This is a genomic window from Arthrobacter tecti (genome assembly GCF_054511355.1).
In genome coordinates this window covers 250,646-267,370 of the sequence record NZ_JBTNCT010000002.1, presented here as the reverse complement: position 1 = coordinate 267,370, position 16,725 = coordinate 250,646, and the positions used below count along the sequence as shown (strand labels likewise).

Sequence of the window (16,725 nt, the reverse complement as noted above, 5' to 3'; positions counted from 1 at the left end):
TACATGAGTAATGAACCCACTAAGCGAGTATGCGGTACGCATCCGCGCAGACCGCGGTGGGCGTCGTGTTGATCGATGAAGGCCGTCCGATCTTCCTGCAGATAGCGGAGCGGATCGAGAGCGACATCATCGACGGCACGCTGGCCGAAGAGTCCCAGGTGCCGTCCACTAACGAATTTGCCGCCTTCTACCGCATCAATCCAGCCACCGCCGCCAAGGGCGTCAACCGGCTCGTCGATGACGGGATTCTCTACAAGCAACGAGGAATCGGGATGTTTGTTTCAACAGGAGCGCGCGCGGTGCTGATGCAGCGCAGACGCGAGCAGTTCTTTGACCAGTACGTACAACCGCTCGCCCGCGAGGCGCGAAAGCTCGGAATCGAGCCGGCGGAGTTGGCCGACATGATTCGACAGGGCGAGCACGCCATTCAAGGGGGAACACCGTGAGCAGCATCATCGACATCCAGGGCGTCACCAAGCGGTACCGGAAATTCGAGGCGCTGCGGGAGGTGACTCTCTCGCTCGAGCCCAACCGTATCTATGGGCTTCTGGGGCGCAACGGCGCGGGCAAGACAACGCTCATGTCGATTCTGACGGCGCAAGGTTTTGCCACCTCAGGGCAGGTACGGGTTTTCGGTGAGGATCCCTACGAGAACGAGCGCGTCCTCAGCCGGATCTGCTTCATCCGTGAATCGCAAAAGTACCCGGATTCCTTCAATGCGACCCACGCGTTCAAGTCGGCTGCGCTGTTTTTCCCGAACTGGAGCCAGGAGCTTGCGGACCGGCTTGTGGAAGATTTCCAGCTGCCGATGCGGCGCACCATCAAGAAACTCTCACGCGGCCAGTTGTCCGCTGTCGGCGTCATCATCGGCCTCGCCTCTCGTGCCGAGCTGACCTTCTTCGACGAGCCATACCTCGGCCTGGACGCGGTTGCCCGCCAACTCTTCTACGACCGGCTCGTGGAGGACTACTCCGAACATCCCCGCACAGTGATTCTTTCCTCTCACCTGATCGACGAGGTAGCGAACCTGCTCGAACACGTGATTGTGATTGACCGGGGGCGCATCCTCATGAACGACGAAGCCGAAGCCATCCGCGGCTCAGCCTTCACCATCGTGGGCTCCGCCGAGAAGGTGGCGGACTTCCTCGGGTCACGGGAGGTGGTCCACACCGACAGGTTCGCTTCTCTTGCGTCGGTCACGGCCCTCGGCACACTGACGCAGGAGGAAATCCGGACTGCCGCCGACCTGGGGTTGGAACTGGCCCCGGTCTCACTCCAGCAACTCATCGTCCGCAAAACCCTGGCCGCCTCCACTGCGCCCAGCACGACGGCGGACGCCCACTTCTCGGAGGTAACCCAATGAACCGCGTCATCAAGGTCATGCGTATGCAGCTGACCAACCGGTGGATCTTCATCGGTATTCCGATCATCATCCTGGTGGGCTCCTTCGGCCTCTCGGTTGCCATCTGGTCGTTCATTCCCTACGAGGGCGCCAAGTACTCCGGCGGTTCACAAGCCGTCATGTGGTACTTCTTTGCGCTGGGCATGCAGTCGCTGACGCTCACCTTCCCCTTCTCGCAGGGGCTGAGCATCACCCGGCGCACCTTCTTCATCGGCACGATGATCCTGTTCGCAGGTATAGCACTGGCCACTGCGCTGCTCTATTGGCTCATGGGCCTCATTGAGCAGGCGACCGGCGGATGGTGGGTGAACGGGCGTTTCTTCGCCATCGAATGGATCGCCGACGGCCCCTGGTATCAGCCGATCGCGTTCTACTTCGCCACGATGATGGCTCTCTTCCTGATCGGATTCTGGTCGGCGACCATCTACAAGAGGTGGCAGGCCACCGGGCTGGTTGTCGCCGGAATCAGCGTCGCACTCCTGCTGGTCGCGGGAATGTACATCGTGGGTACACGCAACGCGTGGCCTGAAGTGGGACAGTTTCTCGCCTCGCAGACGCAGCTGAACGTGGCTGGCTGGCTTACAGTCCTCGTCCTCGCACTGGCGGGTGGGTCCTTTCTCACCCTCCGCCGGGCGGTGCCGTAGCGGGAGCAGCCGGCCGGTGCAGCAGTCGGCTGGCCAGCCGCCGTCGTCGTGGCTGGTATGGAACGCTGCTCTTCGAACGCCACACGGCGCCGCCTCCGCGGGAGGGTACGCTCCACCGACTAGCGTGTCTGAAGTGGGAATTGAGTTCACGGCGATCGACTTCGAGACGGCAAACGGATTTCGGGGATCGCCGTGCGCCGTTGGGCTCAGTAAAGTCCGCGACGGGAAGATCGTCGAGGAAGCGCACTGGCTGATGCGGCCGCCCGAGGGCCATGACCGCTTCGATTCCCGGAACGTTGCTATCCACGGGATCACAGCGGACATGGTTGCGAACCGCCCCCGCTTCGGAGAGCTTTTCCCGGAGATCGGCGCGTTCATCGGTAACGACGTGCTGGTGGCGCACAACGCCGCATTTGACTTCGGGGTCATCCGTTCCGCGCTTGAGGTATCCGGCCAGCCCGGGCCCGCCTACGACTACGCGTGCACCGTCCTGCTTTCGCGACGCAGCTACTTCCTCGTCTCCTACTCCCTTCCGTACGTGGCCGAGGCTGCGGGGGTGCCGCTCGTGAATCATCACGACGCCGTGGAGGATGCCCGCGCATGCGCCGGCATCATGGTGGACATCGCCCGGCGCGCGGAAGCCGCCTCCGTTGAGGAGCTGGTCACGGGTCACCGGCTGCGGATGTCCCGGCTGGAGGCCTATGAACCGGGCGTCTCGGAAATCTCGAAGGCTACCCTGACGGCGTTGCAGCGCGGACCCGGAAGCGGCTGGGCGGGATGGCCGGAGGAGGGACTGAATCCTCCACCCAACCCGGCGGCGGATCCGGCACACCCGCTGTTCGGCCAAACGGTGGTCTTCACCGGCGACCTCGGCATCCCGCGGCCCCAGGCGAAGCAGCGGGCCGCTGTGCTCGGCGCATCGCCGGCGAGTTCCGTAACCCGCAGGACCACCGTGCTGGTGGTCGGCAACGGCTTCGTCGCATCGGATTTGCGGAGCGGCAAGGTGACCGGCAAGGCCCGCCGGGTAATGGAGCTGCACAACCGTGGGCAGAACATCGAAGTGCTCTCCGAAGCCGAATTTCTGCAGATGACCGGCGGACGCTGGCCTGCGAACAGCCAGTAGCAGGCGGGTTCAGGCGCCGATTGACGCGGCGAGCCTGCTCGCCATTTCCATGACGACGCCGGATCCCTCCAACGTTTCGATCGCACCCTCGGGGAGCGCGTCAATGCCATGTACCGCCCCCACGATGTTGCCTGCCACCGCGGCGGCGACTCTCGAGCTTTCACCACTCGCGGCTGCGGCGGTGAGGAGCGCGCTGAAGGAAGCGGCGCCGTCGTCGTCGGCCGTCCTCAGCGCAAGCCGAACGGCGGTGCAGAGGGTCTGTGAAGCGTTCTGGCCGGGCGGTTCCAGTGCTTTGCCCATGCCCATGCCGGTCACCAGCGCTCGCAGATCCGTAGCGAGGCTTCCGGCGCCCAGTGCTTCGGCCTGTGGGGCGGCGGCCTGCACGGCGTCCGGTAACGGTTGTTCCCGGATCGCGATCTCATGCACCAGCCCGGCAAGGACGGCGGACGAGTGCTGCGCATCCCGGTGGCCGTGGGTGATAGCGGCCGCGTCCCGGGCCAGGCGCTCGGTCATCGCCGCCGGAACGTTGGGAAGCAGGCCGAAGGGAGCGGACCGCTGAAGCGCACCGGCGCCGTCGTCGGCGGATGCCAGCGGGCGCTGGCGGCTTCCCATCTGCCCTCCGCCAAGCGAACTCAGGTTCGTGGGGTCGGGATTCCGGCGTTGCCGCATGACCTCCTGTTGGTCGAGCCACCGGGAAGGAGGGGCCGGAGCGGACGACGGCGGCGCCTCACCCTGGGTGCGAAGCCAGCGCAGGTAGGCGAGCCAGAGGCAGGCGGTCTCGTCCGCGGCAACGCCGTCGTTAGCCCACTCAAGGGCCTCGGTCAGGCCGTCGACGGTATAGAGGGTCAGCTGTGTTGCGTCGCCGAAGGAACGGCCCGAGGTCGCGGCGGAGGCTTCAGCGAGCGCCCCGCCGAGGAGCGATCCGGTGATTCGGCTGCGGAGTTCAGGAGGCTGTGTCACGGAGAACAGTCTAGGCACCGGCAGAGCGGGATCAGGCTCGTCAGCGCGCCTTCAGGAAATTTCCAGAATCGGATGGAACGCTGGGGGAGTTTGCTCCCCGGTTGGCGAGCTGACTCCAGGCCCACATCCCATCACGCCGAAGGATTTCCATCTGATGCAAGAAGCAAGGTCCGAAGCCCATGCCACCAATGCAGCGCGCGATGAGACGAAGCCCGGGCTGCTGGCCGCCTCGCTGATCGAGGCGCTCGGGGCATTCTTCATTGTTCTGGCGGGTCTTGGCGTCACAATGCTCAATCCCCAGGGAGGATTTGGTCCGGGTTTCGCATTCGGACTGGCGTTCCTTGTTGTCATTGCAGCGTTCGGCCGTCTGTCCGGAGGCTACTTCAACCCGGCCCTGACGCTTGGCCTTGCCATGGCGGGCAGGACGCCGTGGCGAGCGGTCCCGCCTTTAATTGTTGCGCAGACGGTTGGCGCACTCGCGGCGGCAAGCTTCTTCTGGCTGATCTTCACAACCCACCCGCAGGAGATCCAGATCGCCGGGCTGTTCTCGACCGCGGCGAACGGCTACGCGGAAAACTCGTCTACGCAGTTCCCCCTTGCGAGCATCCTCCTCGCTGAGGTGGTTGCCGCTGCCCTGCTGACGGCGGTGGTGCTCGGCTCCACCGGGCGGCTGGCCAGCCGATCCGCCGCCCCTTTCGCGATCGGGCTCTCCTACGGGGTACTTCTTACCGCACTGGCACCCCTCGACAATGGCGGGTTGAACCCGGCACGATCGCTCGCGGCCGCCGTGTTCGCCGAACCGTGGGCGCTGCAGCAGGTGTGGCTTTTCTGGGTTGCGCCGCTGCTTGGTGCGCTCATCGCCGGGCTGCTGTACCGAAGCGTTGAATTGGGACAGCGAGTGAGCGCTGAAAAGTCCTCCGACGACGTCTCACGCCACGACGTTGCCCCCGACACCCGCCCGGCCGCTCCGGCAGTGGCCGGTTCAGCGGTTGCGGCGGCCGCTTCCCACCACGAGGGGCACAACGCTCCGGCGATGCGCGACGGTGAGCCGGGCACGGACGAAGCCCGCACGTTCTTCGAGGACTCCTCGCCTGAGGAGCCGGCGCACCCGATCGGAAACGACAACGACGACGACGCCGGCCAAACCCGCCACAGCCAGGGTTAGCCTGCCGCTGCGACGCTCGGGAGAAGGCCCGGTGCAAGCTTCGGGCAGCGCAGCAACGGCTGGCGTTGCAGCGGCGGTGGCGCCCGGTCCGGCGTTGCCGCCCGAAACTGTCAGAGGTGCCCGGTAGCTTGGAAACATGAGGTTACTCCACACATCCGACTGGCATCTGGGCCGCTCCTTCCATGGTGTCGGCATGCTTGAAGCGCAGCAGCTTTTCGTGGATCAACTGGAGAAGACGGTTCGCGAGGAAGAGGTGGACGTTGTCCTGGTCTCCGGGGATGTCTATGATCGTGCGCTGCCCGCGGTTGACGTAGTGGAGCTGTTCGATGAAGCCCTGGAAAGGCTTACGGTAGCCGGCGCGCGGGTAGTGGTGAGCAGCGGGAACCATGACTCCGCGGTCAGGCTTGGTTTCGGCGGCAAACTGATCGAACGTGGCGGAGTGCACCTGCGCACCCGGCTCGAGGACATTGCGCGGCCAGCCCTGTTTCCGATGGACGGGGACGCTGAGGTGGCTGTCTACGGTCTGCCCTACCTGGAACCCCGTATGGTCGCTGATGCACTGGGTTGCGAAGCTCCCACTCATACCGCGGTAACCGCTGCCGCAGTGGACCGTGTCCGGGAAGATCTGGCCAGGCGGCGTGAAACGCACACTGTGCACTCGGTGGTCATGGCCCACACGTTCACCAGCGGTGGCGTGGGATCGGATAGCGAGCGTGAGCTCAGCATGGGCAACCTCGGGGTGGTTCCGCTCGAGATTTTCAGCGGGTTCGATTACGTGGCGCTCGGGCATCTCCACGGCAGGCAGCGGCTCGCCGACCATATTCGCTACTCGGGATCTCCTCTGCCCTACTCGTTCTCTGAAGCCAGTCATACCAAGGGGGCTTGGCTCATCGACCTGGACGGGAGCGGGGTGACCGGCATCCGGGAAGTTTCCTGGGAGCCGCCGAAGCGGCTGGCCATCCTGAAAGGGTCCATCCTCGAGCTGCTGGAAATGCCCGAATACCGGTACGCCGAAGCCGCATGGTGCCACATCACGCTCACTGACTCCGAGCGGCCACGGCAAGCAATGGAACGGTTGCGCGCGCGCTATCCGGGTGCCCTTGTGCTGGCATTCGAACCTGCTGCCAGCAATGAAGCCACACGGATGACCTACAGTCAGCGGATTGCGCAGGCGGCTGATGACAACGCGGTCTGTTGCGGATTTCTCGAGCATGTTCGTCAGCGGAAGGCCGATTCTGAGGAAGCCGCCCTCTTCGCCGAGATGATCGACACCATGCGCGCAGCAGAGAGCGGTTCATGAGAATTCATCGGCTAGAGATTCAGGCGTTCGGCCCCTTCGCCGAGCGGCAGCACGTCGATTTCGACGCCCTCACCGAGCAGGGATTGTTCCTCTTGAACGGCCCAACCGGGGCAGGAAAGTCCAGCGTGCTCGACGCCGTCTGCTACGCGCTCTATGGTTCGGTACCGGGTGCCCGGCAGACCGCGAAGAGGCTGCGAAGCGACCACGCCCCTGAGAACCTGATGCCGGAGGTCGTCTGCGAATTCTCGGCCGGTTCACGGCGGCTGGAAGTCACCCGTAACCCCGCGTGGCAGCGTCCGGCGAAGCGTGGAAACGGGACTACGCCCGAGCAGGCAAAAACCCTCCTGCGTGAGCGCGTGGAGGGGCAGTGGATCACCCGTTCAACCCGGAACGACGAGGCAGGCGCCGAGCTCCAGTCCCTCCTCGGCATGAACCGCGAGCAGTTTACGAGGGTGGTGATGCTGCCTCAGGGAGAGTTCGCAGCCTTCCTTCGGGCCGACGCGGCTCCGCGCGCTGAACTCCTGCAGCGGTTGTTCGCCACTGACCGGTTCTCCACGGTGGAACAGCTGATTGCCGACTATGCGGCGTCGGCGGCTGCACGCCGCGAGAAGGCGGAGAGTGAGCTGGATGCTGTGCTGGCCAGGGCCATGGAAGAAGTACGGCGTCACGGTCTGGAGAATGATGAGTGGGAGGACGTACCCGGTGAAGATGGAACGGCAGAGAATCAGCCAGGGCAGCCCAGCCTGATCATTCTGCAGGACCGCCTGATGTCCGCCGTACAGCGGGGGCGCGAACGGGTCGCGGACCTGAAATTCCTGCGGGACGCAGCCGCTGGGAAACGCTCCCAGCTGGAGGATGATCGTCGGAACCGCACGGGCTATCAACGGCTGCAGGTGGAGGCGGAAAGCAACCGGAAGAATCTCTTGATAGCGGCCGAGCTACAGAAGGCACTCGAAAACCATCGTCGCGCACAGGTCCTCGAAGGACCGCTGCAGGCACGGGACCAGTGCCGGGAGGAACTGCAGCTCCGGGAGGAGAGCCTGCGCTCGGCGGTGACCAGTTTGCGCCGGGACGGGCCGGCTGACAGGGAAGTACCTGAGCTCATGGAGTTGCTCAGCGACGAACGCCTCGAGGGACTGGAGGTGGCGCATGGCCGCATCCGCGAGGAACTTGCGGCCACGCTCGCAGCCCAGCCGCAGGAGCGGGAGCTTACGGGCCTCCATACGCGAATCGCGAGCGCAGAGCAGAAAGTCGAGGAGTATGCCTCCGATGCCCACCGGTGCGCTCATACGCGCAAGGAACTGGAGGCGAAACTCGAAGCCGGCACGGCTGACTTGCACGCTGCCGAGACAGCCTCCGCTCGCGCCGCCCGTTTGATCGCCGAGTGCGAAGAAGTAATCGGTAGGCTCGCCCTCCACTCCGAGGCAGAGACCGCGGAGCAATCGTTGGAGCATCTCGAAGACCTGCACAGAACTCACCTGGCGTTGTTCCTCGAGGCAAAGGAAAACTGGCTCGAGAAATTGCGGCTGCGTTTGGAGCAGGCTGCTGCGGAGCTTGCTGTCGGGCTGCGGGAAGGTGAGCCGTGCCCCGTTTGCGGTGGTGAGGAGCATCCGGAACCCGCGACCATCGGCGACCATGCTTTGGTGAGTCGCGAGGAGGAAGAACAAGCGCGCGCAGACCAGGAACGCGCTGAACAGCGCCTGCGTGAAACGGCAAAAGCCCGTGATGCCGCTGCGCTGGAGGCGGCAGGCCTCAGGGCACGCGTCGGGACGCTGGATCCGGAGGACGCCCGGGAAACCCTCCGCTCGCTCCAACAGGAATTGGCTGAGACGGAACTATTGGCTTCGGGGATTCCGGCTCTCTCCGCGAAGAAGCTCGAAGTCGAAAGGCTGCTCGCCGAGCTTGAGGGGCGGCAGCAGGAACTGGTGCGCAGCGAGTCGCGCGAATCGTCCCTCATTGCGGCCCTGCGGGAGCAGGCTGCCGCACTGACCCTGCGGGTGGACGCGGTCCGTGGAGACTACTCGTCGGTCGAGGAACGTGTGGCAGGGCTCCGGAAGGTGGAGGAAGGCATCGGAGGGGTCTGTTCTGCTATCAGCCGTCTGGATCACGCCCGGGAATCCTTTGCGACGGCGGAGAACGCGCTGCAGACCCGCCTGGCGGACAGTGGTTTTGAGCGCGACCAGGCAGTGCGGGAGGCGCTGCTGCCGCAGGGCCGGGCAGCTGAGGCAGAGCGGACAATCAGGGAAGCCGCAAGCACTGCGCATCGGATTGAGATCGAACTCCAGCGCCCGGAGAACCTTTCGGCGGCAGCCCTGGAGCGTGAGGGCGGTACTGTCCCTCGGGTCGAGGACATCGAGGAGGCTGCCCGGAGCGAAGAGGACGCGGCAACCAAGCTGGAACGGGCGGTGCTGGAAGTTGGCCTGCTGGAACAATCGGTGGTGCAGCTCGCTTCCTACGCCGACCGCGCGAAGACCCTTGAGGAGCGGCTCGAGCCCCTGCGCCGAGCGCACCAGCTTGCCAAGTCGGTGGCCGACACCGCGCGGGGTAACGGGGAGAACATCTACAAGATGAGCCTTGCCACCTACGTGCTCGCGGCCAGGCTTGAGCAGGTTGCAGATGCGGCTACGGAACGCCTTCAGCAGATGTCGGACGGCCGGTACGCGCTTGTACACAGCGACGCCAAATCGGGCAACAAGAAGTCCGGCCTGGGGCTTCATGTCACCGACAACTGGACAGGGACGAGCCGCGACACCGCCACCCTGTCCGGTGGTGAGTCATTCATGGCGTCACTGGCGCTCGCATTAGGGTTGGCCGACGTTGTGCAGCAGGAGTCCGGGGGCCTGGACATTGAGACACTCTTCGTCGATGAAGGATTCGGCAGCCTGGATGAGCAGTCGCTGGAACAGGTGATGGACGCGCTCGAGAACCTGCGCGACGGCGGGAGAGTAGTTGGACTTGTCAGCCATGTTCCCGAACTCAAACAAAGAATTCCAGCGCAACTGCACGTGCTGAAGGGCCGGACCGGGTCCACCCTCCGCTTCGTGGATCAACTGCAGCGGGTGTAAAATCAGGGTGTTACCGGGTTCGGCGCATCGGGAGGAGGGACGATGCGCGCTTTGAAGTACCGGAAAGAACATGGCCAAGCTATCCGCCGCGGATTCCCGCCGCACGCACAGTCCCACACCCCCTGAATCTCCTGAGGTGCAGAAGGGCCGCTTCAGCCGCCTTCCCGCCATAGCCGGCAAGACCTTCATTCCGCTCGGTCTCATTGCCCGGCTGCCGTTGGCGATGCTCACCGTGGGCGCGCTCACCCTGGTCACTGCTGTGAGCGGATCCTACGCCGCAGGTGGCTTCGCGGCGGGCGCGGTCGGAATTGGTTCAGCGCTCGGTGCTCCGACCCTCGGATTCCTCGCCGACAAGGTGGGGCAGCGGCCTGTTCTGCTTGTCGCGGCTGCACTCAATACGCTGGCCATCGGCGGTATGGTAATCGTCGGCTACGCCGGTGGATCGGGCGTCGCACTCATCCCCACCCTGCTTGCCGCCTTCGCCATGGGCGCCACCTGCCCGCAGATCGGCCCGCTCGCCAGGGTTCGCTGGATGTCTTTGACCGAAGGTCATCGACCGGCTGACCTGGACACGGCCATGTCCTACGAAAGCACCGCCGATGAACTGACCTTCGTGCTCGGCCCGGCACTGGTGGGTCTGCTGGCAAGCCTCGTTGCTCCATGGCTTCCACTCGTACTCGCGGCAGGGTTGACTGTGGTGTTCGTGTCAGCCTTCGCCGTGCATCCGACCGAACAGTCTGTTATACCGCTGCGGAGACGGCCTCGCACAAAGGCGCGGCTAACGGGCTTCCGTTCGGGCGGCGGAAGGCGCGGAATCGCAGTGGCGGTGCCCATCCTCGGAATGGTGATGATGGGAACCTTCTTCGGTTCGACCCAAACAGCGCTGATCGCTTTCGCGGGCAGCTTCGACGCTGCCTCCTCGGCCGGGCTGCTGTACTCGGTCATGGGCATCAGTTCTGCAGTGGCGGCCCTCTCAGTCGCCTACTGGTCACAGCGCTTCAGCCACCCATTGCGCTGGATCGTGTCCGCTGCCGCCATGTGCGCTGCGGCGCTGTTGCTGTTCCTGCCGCAGGGCATCCCGCTCATGCTCCTCGTCCTATTCGTGCTCGGCATACCGGTTGGTCCCACAATGGTCACTATTTTCAGCATCGGCTCGCTGGTGGCACCTAAGCATCTGGTCGGAACGGTGATGACGCTCCTTGCAAGCGGCATTGTCGCAGGCACGGCCCTGGGTGCCTCGGTGGCAGGCGCCCTCGCGGAACGCGGTGGACTGAATGCCTTCGCGGTTCCTGGGATGGCGGCCGGCGGCCTGTTGCTGCTCGGGATCCTGTCAGGTGTCGTGGTGCGGAAACACCGAGCTGCATAGCGCGTCGAAACTTCCCCGCACTCGCTCCGCTCGCACGGGTACCCCGCGTTTCTAGCGCGTCGAAACTTCCCCGCACTCGCTCCGCTCGCACGGGTACCCCGCGTTTCTAGCTGAGTTGGTTCTCGATCGTGCGTGCGCTGTTGGCGATGCGGGCCCCAAGTTCCGCAGGCGGATGCGCCGAACGGATATAGACCACTGCCACCGCGGCCGGCAGGCGACCGGGCAGCAGCACGGGAGCGGCGACCGACGACAGTCCGGCGATCACCTCGTCATGGCTTGTGGCGAAACCCGTGTTCCGGGCGAGCCGTGACTCCTCCCGATAGGGTTGCGCGGGCGCCAGTCGCTGCCACTCTTCTTCGCTCACCGCGGATTGGATAGCGATTCCGGGCGCCCCGGCACTGAAGGCATGCCTACTGCCCGGACGCTGCGCGACAGCAGCAGTGGAGTCGCGGGGTTCCACGGTCACGAGCGTCACGCAGTCGTGCTTATCCCAGACCGCGATGAACGCGGTCATTCCCAGTTCATTCGCCAGCGCAGTCAACTCGGGCAATGCTGCGGCCTGCAGATCCCGAGAAACCCCCCGCGCTAAAGCGGCGAGTCCAGGCCCCGAGGAGACTCTTCCCGCGCCATCGCGCACAACCAGGGAGTGGTCCTCCAGGGTTCGCACTATTCGATAAGCAATTGATCGATGGACACCGAGTTCGGCAGCGACGTCGGCAATGCTCAGGGCGTTTGGGGAGTCGGCGAGGATCTCCAATGCACGCAATCCACGCGACAGTGTCTGCGAATGTTGGGACATTGTGTCGGAAGTCACATCACGGTATTATTCACTATCAGAACGGATTGTTCAACTATCGAACATCCTTCGAGTCGCCGAGGATGGCAGGCATCCACGGGAGGCGATTGAGGAGTATGATCTAAACCACAATTACCGAACGTTCTGTCGGTAATTCAAGTCCGTCCACTTGGAGTAACAATGACGTCTTCAACAGCTGCCCCGCGGCAGCGCATGTCGCGGGAGGACCGCAAGGTAGTTGCCGGCACCATGGTTGGCACCACCATAGAATGGTATGACTTCTTCATCTTCGCCCAGGCAGCCGGGCTCATCTTTGCACAGCTGTACTTTGCGCCGCTGAACGAAGACAGCCCCGGCCTCGCCCAGTTGGTTTCCTGGGCCACCATCGGCATCAGCTTCTTCTTCCGGCCGCTCGGCGCCGTCGTCGCCGGTCACCTCGGAGACCGCATCGGGCGCAAGGCGATGCTGGTGTTCACCCTGGTGATGATGGGTGCATCCACGGCGCTGATCGGCCTGCTGCCCACCTATGCACAAATAGGGGTTGCAGCACCAATCCTTCTGATGCTCCTCCGTATCCTGCAGGGATTCTCGGCAGGAGGCGAGTGGGGCGGCGCCGCCCTGATGGCGGTGGAGCATGCACCCGTCAATAAGCGTGGCTTCTGGGGGGCGTACCCTCAAATCGGCGTTCCCGTCGGGATGATCCTCGCGACGCTGGTTCTGTTCATGCTGCGGGCATCCATGTCACCAGAAGACTTCCTCGCCTGGGGCTGGCGCGTCCCGTTCCTTCTGTCAGTGGTGCTGATTGTGGTGGGCTACTTCATCCGGATGGCCGTTGCCGAGAGCCCGGTGTTTAAGGAAATGGCTGAGCGAAAGCAGGAATCGTCAGTTCCGCTCGCCGAACTTTTCCGGCACAACACAAAGCAGGTACTCCTTACTGCGGCGATCTTCATCGCCAACAACGCAGCCGGCTACTTGCTCATCGCGTTCTTCTCCGCCTACGCACAGCGGGAACTGGGTATGCCGGGCGGACCCGTATTGTTCGCGACCCTGCTGGCCTCCTTCGGTTGGCTTATCTTCACGATGTACGGCGGTATCCTCTCCGATCGGATTGGGCGGGTGCGCACCTTCCAGATTGGCTATGCGCTCGTTTTCCTCTGGATGATCCCGCTGTTCATGATGATCGACACACGCAGCGTTCTGGCCTACGGTGTGGCGCTGTTCGTACTGACCATCGGCCTGGGCCTCTCCTATGGGCCTATGTCGGCGATGTACGCCGAAATGTTCCCGCCGAACGTGCGGTACTCGGGCATCGGCATCGGATACGCGCTCGGGGCCATCTTCGGTGGTGCGTTCGCGCCCCTGATCTCCGAAGCGTTGCTTGACGGCACAGGTACCTCGATATCGATTTCTCTCTACATCATGGGTCTCTGCGTCATCTCGTTCGTCGGCGTAAGCATGGTTAAAGAGACTCGTGGCGCACCGCTGCGTGTGTCGGAAGTACACAAGGAGTCCACCGGCAAGTAAGCAAACCCCGAAGGCCGCCCGGCGCCGTCGTCGTCGTTCTATCATTGACGAGGACGACGGCGTGGGGCGGCTTTTCGCTGTCCGTTGAGCGCTTGCGAGCCACCACGCCACCATGGATAGTGCCATGGGTAGTTCTCCCCATGGTTGATTCCGGAGATAGTTCGTAGAATTCATAACAAGACGGGCCTTGTACGAGGGGCCCGCCACCGGGCTGACGGGCCCGGGTTTTGAAAGGCCGGCTCGCCAGGTTTCCCCCAAACCCTCCCGAGCTGGCCTTTCGCACGTTCGGAGTATTCGAACCACCCGGCGGACCCGCGGCGCTCAGGGACTTTGCTAGGCGGGCCGGGCCGGCTTGCGCTGCTGCAGCCCGAAAAGAAGCGCATCGAGTCCCACCTCGAACGCCACGTCCGCCTGGCGTCCGCTCACGCCCTTGTCCTGGGCCGCGACTGCAGTAGTGAACCGCGGATAATCTTCGGCAAGTTTGCCCGACTCGAAGATGGTCTCGGGAGCGGTCGCGTCGAAGGCCGAACCGAAGATGAAGGACTCCAGTGCGACGATGGCAGGGACGATCTGCTCCTCAGGCCAGCCAGCCTCCGCGAATCCGCGGGTGACCGCCTCGTACACGGCGAGGGTCTGCTTCGCACCGCTGACCGGCAGCACCGCGATGACCGGGATCAGCGGCGTGTGCCGCGTGAAGACGTCGCGGTAGGACCGGGCGAAGCGGCGCACTGCGTCTTCCCACGGCTCGCCTCCGAACCCGGATACGTCAACCTGCGTCATCACGTGGTCCTGGACCAGGATCAGTACGTCACCCTTGGACTCGACATGGTTGTATAACGACGACGGCGCCACCTGCAGGGCGCGGGCGAGCGACGACATGGTCAGGCCCTCATAGCCACGGGACTCGATCAGGGTGAGGGCCGCCTGGGTGATCGACTCCTGTGACAGGACCTTGTTGAGTGGTCTGCCTGCCGATCGCTGAGAACCTGTTGCGGTGGCCATACGTGGTGCTCCTGAAGTCTGCGCGATACCGGGAAGGCTTACCGGCCGCGGTCTGCCCGGTATCCACCGTAATCGAAGAGGAGTTATTGGGTTGCCACCGCGCGCTGGTTCCGGCAGAAGGGCACGCATTACTACCGGCGCGCAAGCAATGGCCGCTGCTACCGTAGTGCCATGCCTGAGATGCCTGAAGTTCAGGGGCTGGCCGAATTCCTGGGTAGCAAGCTTGTGCCCGGGGATGGGCCGCCCGCGGTTGTGCGGGACCTGCAACTGGGATCCTTCGCGATCCTCAAGACGGCGCAGGTAACTCCTGCAGCACTCGCAGGGATGTCCTTCACCGGTGTAGGCAGACGGGGCAAGTTCCTCATCCTGAGCCTGGACGGCGTACACCTGGTGTTGCATCTTGCGCGGGCCGGATGGTTGCGTTGGTCTGATGCCATCCCGGGGACCATACTGAGCCCCGGGAAGGGGCCCATCGCGTTGCGGTTGAGGTGTGCAGAACCGGACGGTTACGGTTTCGACATCACCGAAGCCGGCACACGGAAATCGGCGGCTGCGTACCTCGTCGAAGATCCTGCCGAGGTGCCCGGAGTGAGCAGGCTCGGGCCTGAGGCCTTTGACGTCGGCGGGGAGCAGTTCCTGTCGATGCTTCAGGGCCATCGGAACCAGCTGAAGGGCCTGTTGCGGGATCAGTCATTCATCGCCGGAATCGGAAACGCATACAGCGACGAGATTCTGCACGCGGCCCGGCTTTCGCCTTTCACTTTGGCGACAAGTCTCACTGATGAACAGCTTGCGGATCTTCATACGGCAATGCATTCAGTCCTCGACAATGCGGTCAAAGCGGCTGCCGGAAAGCCTGCGAAAGAGCTCAAGGACGCGAAAAGACGTGAAATGAAGGTCCATGGCCGTGCTGGAGAGACCTGCCCTGTGTGCGGGGATACCGTGTGTGAAGTGTCCTTCGCGGATTCAGCCCTGCAGTACTGTCCCACCTGCCAGACCGGTGGTAAGCCACTCGCAGACAGAAGAACGTCGAAGTTCCTCAAGTGAATCCCTCTGAGCGGAAGTCTCCACCCCATCCTGGGGGTGGCAGGCATAGGATCAGTAGCGTAAGCATCCGGTTCCAACCACGGAGGTAGTCATGACCAGTGAGCCACGCGATCACGACAAGGACGCTCAGGGCGAGGAGTCCAAGAGCACTGAGCCCGAAGGAACCATCCCCAATTCCGAGGACGGGGTAGGTGCTACGTCAACTGACGAGCCGAGCAGCTTCGAGCCGGAGGAAGACCCGGACGAAGACGCCAACTGAGGCAGCGGCCGTTACCCGAGGCTCGGTGCGCGGGAGGGCGGTTCGGGAATGTGTACGTTCCCGGTGGTAACGCCACCAGTGACGACCTCGTGAGCCTCGTCCTCGGCAGGCACGGAATGTGACAGGGTGAGCGGCGCGGCGTCGTCGTCCTTGTGGCTCTCCCAGGAGCGCAGGGCGACGGCGACCTCGTGCGCGTCGGGGCGCGCCTGTGGATCCCGTGAAGTCATCCGCTGCAGGAGGTCCTTCCACTCCGGGCCAAGCGACTCCGGTACCTCGGGGTCGCGCAGCAAGCGGGCGACGGCGGCTTCCACCACCGGCCCGGGGAAAGCCTTCACTCCGGTCAGGCATTCGAGGAGAACCAGTCCAAGGGAGTAGATGTCGGTGCGGGGCTCAACGGTGGCACCTTCGGCCTGCTCCGGGCTCAGGTAGTTGGCCGTCCCGATGGTGGCACCGTGGGCGGTTGACTGGGTGGCGTCTACCATACGCGCAATCCCGAAGTCCGTGAGCTTCGGATACAACCGGGTGTCCTGATCGCCCGAGTGGTACATCAGGATGTTCGCCGGCTTTACGTCGCGGTGGATGACTCCCTGCGTGTGGATGTAGGCGAGCGCGTCGGCGAGGTCTGCTCCCAGCTGTGCGACGTGGTCGGAAGGGAGCGGCCCGGATTTCAGGAGCTTGCGCAGGTCCAGGCCGTCGACGAGTTCCATGACGAGGAAGCTCGTGGTTTTTCCGGCGCCGTTGTCCTGCAGCCCGGCGTCGTGCAGCGTGACGAGCCCAGGGTGGTTCAGCGTAGACAGCAGCAGTGTCTCTGTGTGCTGGCGGCGGTAGTCATCATCATCGGAGGTGGTGGGGTTGAACACCTTGACTGCGACATCCCGGCCGAGGTTCCGGTCCAGTGCCCGAAACACCGAAGCTGCGCCGCCGGTACCGATCAGCTCAACCGGCTGGTACCGCTCAGCCAGGAGTTCATCCACGTGAGACCTCCGGGAAGAAAGAAGTTATTTAGGGTGAAAAGCGAGTGATAAGCATGCTGATCACCTTCAACATTCTACCTTGCCCGCGGCACACAGAA

General features: G+C 63.9%; 15 protein-coding genes. 11 read left to right on the top strand and 4 right to left on the bottom strand.

Features of this window, described 5'->3' with window-relative positions; translation table 11 throughout:
- Window positions 1-68: 68 nt before the first annotated feature.
- The 4 genes from ACX80C_RS03680 to ACX80C_RS03665 all read left to right on the top strand — a co-directional run bounded on the left by ACX80C_RS03680 (window position 69) and on the right by ACX80C_RS03665 (window position 3,169).
- A complete protein-coding gene (locus ACX80C_RS03680; protein WP_459325092.1) occupies window positions 69-446 on the top strand; it encodes a GntR family transcriptional regulator in 378 nt (125 codons plus the stop codon).
- Entirely contained in the window at window positions 443-1,363 is a 921-nt protein-coding gene (locus ACX80C_RS03675; protein WP_459324875.1) for an ABC transporter ATP-binding protein, read from the top strand. The genes ACX80C_RS03680 and ACX80C_RS03675 overlap by 4 nt, the downstream gene beginning before the upstream one ends.
- Complete coding sequence (locus ACX80C_RS03670) at window positions 1,360-2,046, top strand: hypothetical protein (RefSeq protein WP_459324874.1); 687 nt, start codon at window positions 1,360-1,362, stop codon at window positions 2,044-2,046. Before ACX80C_RS03675 ends, ACX80C_RS03670 begins: the two co-directional genes overlap by 4 nt.
- 133 nt (window positions 2,047-2,179) lie before the next feature.
- Complete coding sequence (locus ACX80C_RS03665) at window positions 2,180-3,169, top strand: 3'-5' exonuclease (protein ID WP_459324873.1); 990 nt, start codon at window positions 2,180-2,182, stop codon at window positions 3,167-3,169.
- 9 nt (window positions 3,170-3,178) lie between these two features.
- Here ACX80C_RS03665 and ACX80C_RS03660 read toward each other — a convergent pair whose 3' ends face one another.
- On the bottom strand, window positions 3,179-4,129 hold the full coding sequence (locus tag ACX80C_RS03660) for an ADP-ribosylglycohydrolase family protein (RefSeq protein WP_459324872.1): 951 nt from the start codon (window positions 4,127-4,129) through the stop codon (window positions 3,179-3,181).
- A gap of 154 nt (window positions 4,130-4,283) precedes the next feature.
- Between ACX80C_RS03660 and ACX80C_RS03655 the strand changes: the two genes are divergently transcribed.
- The 4 genes from ACX80C_RS03655 to ACX80C_RS03640 all read left to right on the top strand — a co-directional run bounded on the left by ACX80C_RS03655 (window position 4,284) and on the right by ACX80C_RS03640 (window position 11,025).
- Window positions 4,284-5,294, top strand: coding sequence for an MIP/aquaporin family protein (locus ACX80C_RS03655; RefSeq protein ID WP_459324871.1), 1,011 nt, complete (start codon window positions 4,284-4,286; stop codon window positions 5,292-5,294).
- A gap of 136 nt (window positions 5,295-5,430) precedes the next feature.
- Window positions 5,431-6,594: an exonuclease SbcCD subunit D gene (locus tag ACX80C_RS03650; protein ID WP_459324869.1), complete on the top strand. Its 1,164-nt coding sequence runs from the start codon at window positions 5,431-5,433 to the stop codon at window positions 6,592-6,594.
- Window positions 6,591-9,659, top strand: a complete 3,069-nt coding sequence (locus ACX80C_RS03645; protein WP_459324868.1) for an AAA family ATPase — start codon at window positions 6,591-6,593, stop codon at window positions 9,657-9,659. Before ACX80C_RS03650 ends, ACX80C_RS03645 begins: the two co-directional genes overlap by 4 nt.
- 70 nt (window positions 9,660-9,729) lie before the next feature.
- The gene (locus ACX80C_RS03640; RefSeq protein ID WP_459324867.1) at window positions 9,730-11,025 is read left to right on the top strand and encodes an MFS transporter; all 1,296 of its coding nucleotides are present in this window, start codon (window positions 9,730-9,732) and stop codon (window positions 11,023-11,025) included.
- A gap of 106 nt (window positions 11,026-11,131) precedes the next feature.
- Here the strand turns inward: ACX80C_RS03640 and ACX80C_RS03635 are convergent, their stop codons facing one another.
- The gene (locus ACX80C_RS03635; protein ID WP_459325091.1) at window positions 11,132-11,824 is read right to left on the bottom strand and encodes an IclR family transcriptional regulator; all 693 of its coding nucleotides are present in this window, start codon (window positions 11,822-11,824) and stop codon (window positions 11,132-11,134) included.
- Window positions 11,825-12,001: 177 nt separating this feature from the next.
- Here ACX80C_RS03635 and ACX80C_RS03630 point away from each other — a divergent pair, with 177 nt between their 5' ends.
- Window positions 12,002-13,345: an MFS transporter gene (locus ACX80C_RS03630; protein ID WP_459324866.1), complete on the top strand. Its 1,344-nt coding sequence runs from the start codon at window positions 12,002-12,004 to the stop codon at window positions 13,343-13,345.
- Window positions 13,346-13,678: 333 nt separating this feature from the next.
- On the opposite strand, the gene ACX80C_RS03625 is transcribed toward ACX80C_RS03630, so the two are convergent.
- Window positions 13,679-14,347 (bottom strand): TetR/AcrR family transcriptional regulator, encoded by a 669-nt coding sequence (locus ACX80C_RS03625; protein WP_459324865.1) that lies wholly within the window; start codon window positions 14,345-14,347, stop codon window positions 13,679-13,681.
- 171 nt (window positions 14,348-14,518) lie between these two features.
- Between ACX80C_RS03625 and ACX80C_RS03620 the strand changes: the two genes are divergently transcribed.
- Both ACX80C_RS03620 and ACX80C_RS03615 read left to right on the top strand, forming a co-directional pair.
- Window positions 14,519-15,394, top strand: coding sequence for a DNA-formamidopyrimidine glycosylase family protein (locus ACX80C_RS03620; protein ID WP_459324864.1), 876 nt, complete (start codon window positions 14,519-14,521; stop codon window positions 15,392-15,394).
- Between the two features lie 91 nt (window positions 15,395-15,485).
- Window positions 15,486-15,653, top strand: coding sequence for a hypothetical protein (locus tag ACX80C_RS03615; RefSeq protein ID WP_459324863.1), 168 nt, complete (start codon window positions 15,486-15,488; stop codon window positions 15,651-15,653).
- 11 nt (window positions 15,654-15,664) lie between these two features.
- On the opposite strand, the gene ACX80C_RS03610 is transcribed toward ACX80C_RS03615, so the two are convergent.
- Window positions 15,665-16,627 carry a serine/threonine-protein kinase gene (locus ACX80C_RS03610; protein ID WP_459324862.1) on the bottom strand — a complete coding sequence of 321 codons (963 nt, stop codon included), beginning with the start codon at window positions 16,625-16,627 and terminating at the stop codon, window positions 15,665-15,667.
- Window positions 16,628-16,725: the final 98 nt, after the last annotated feature.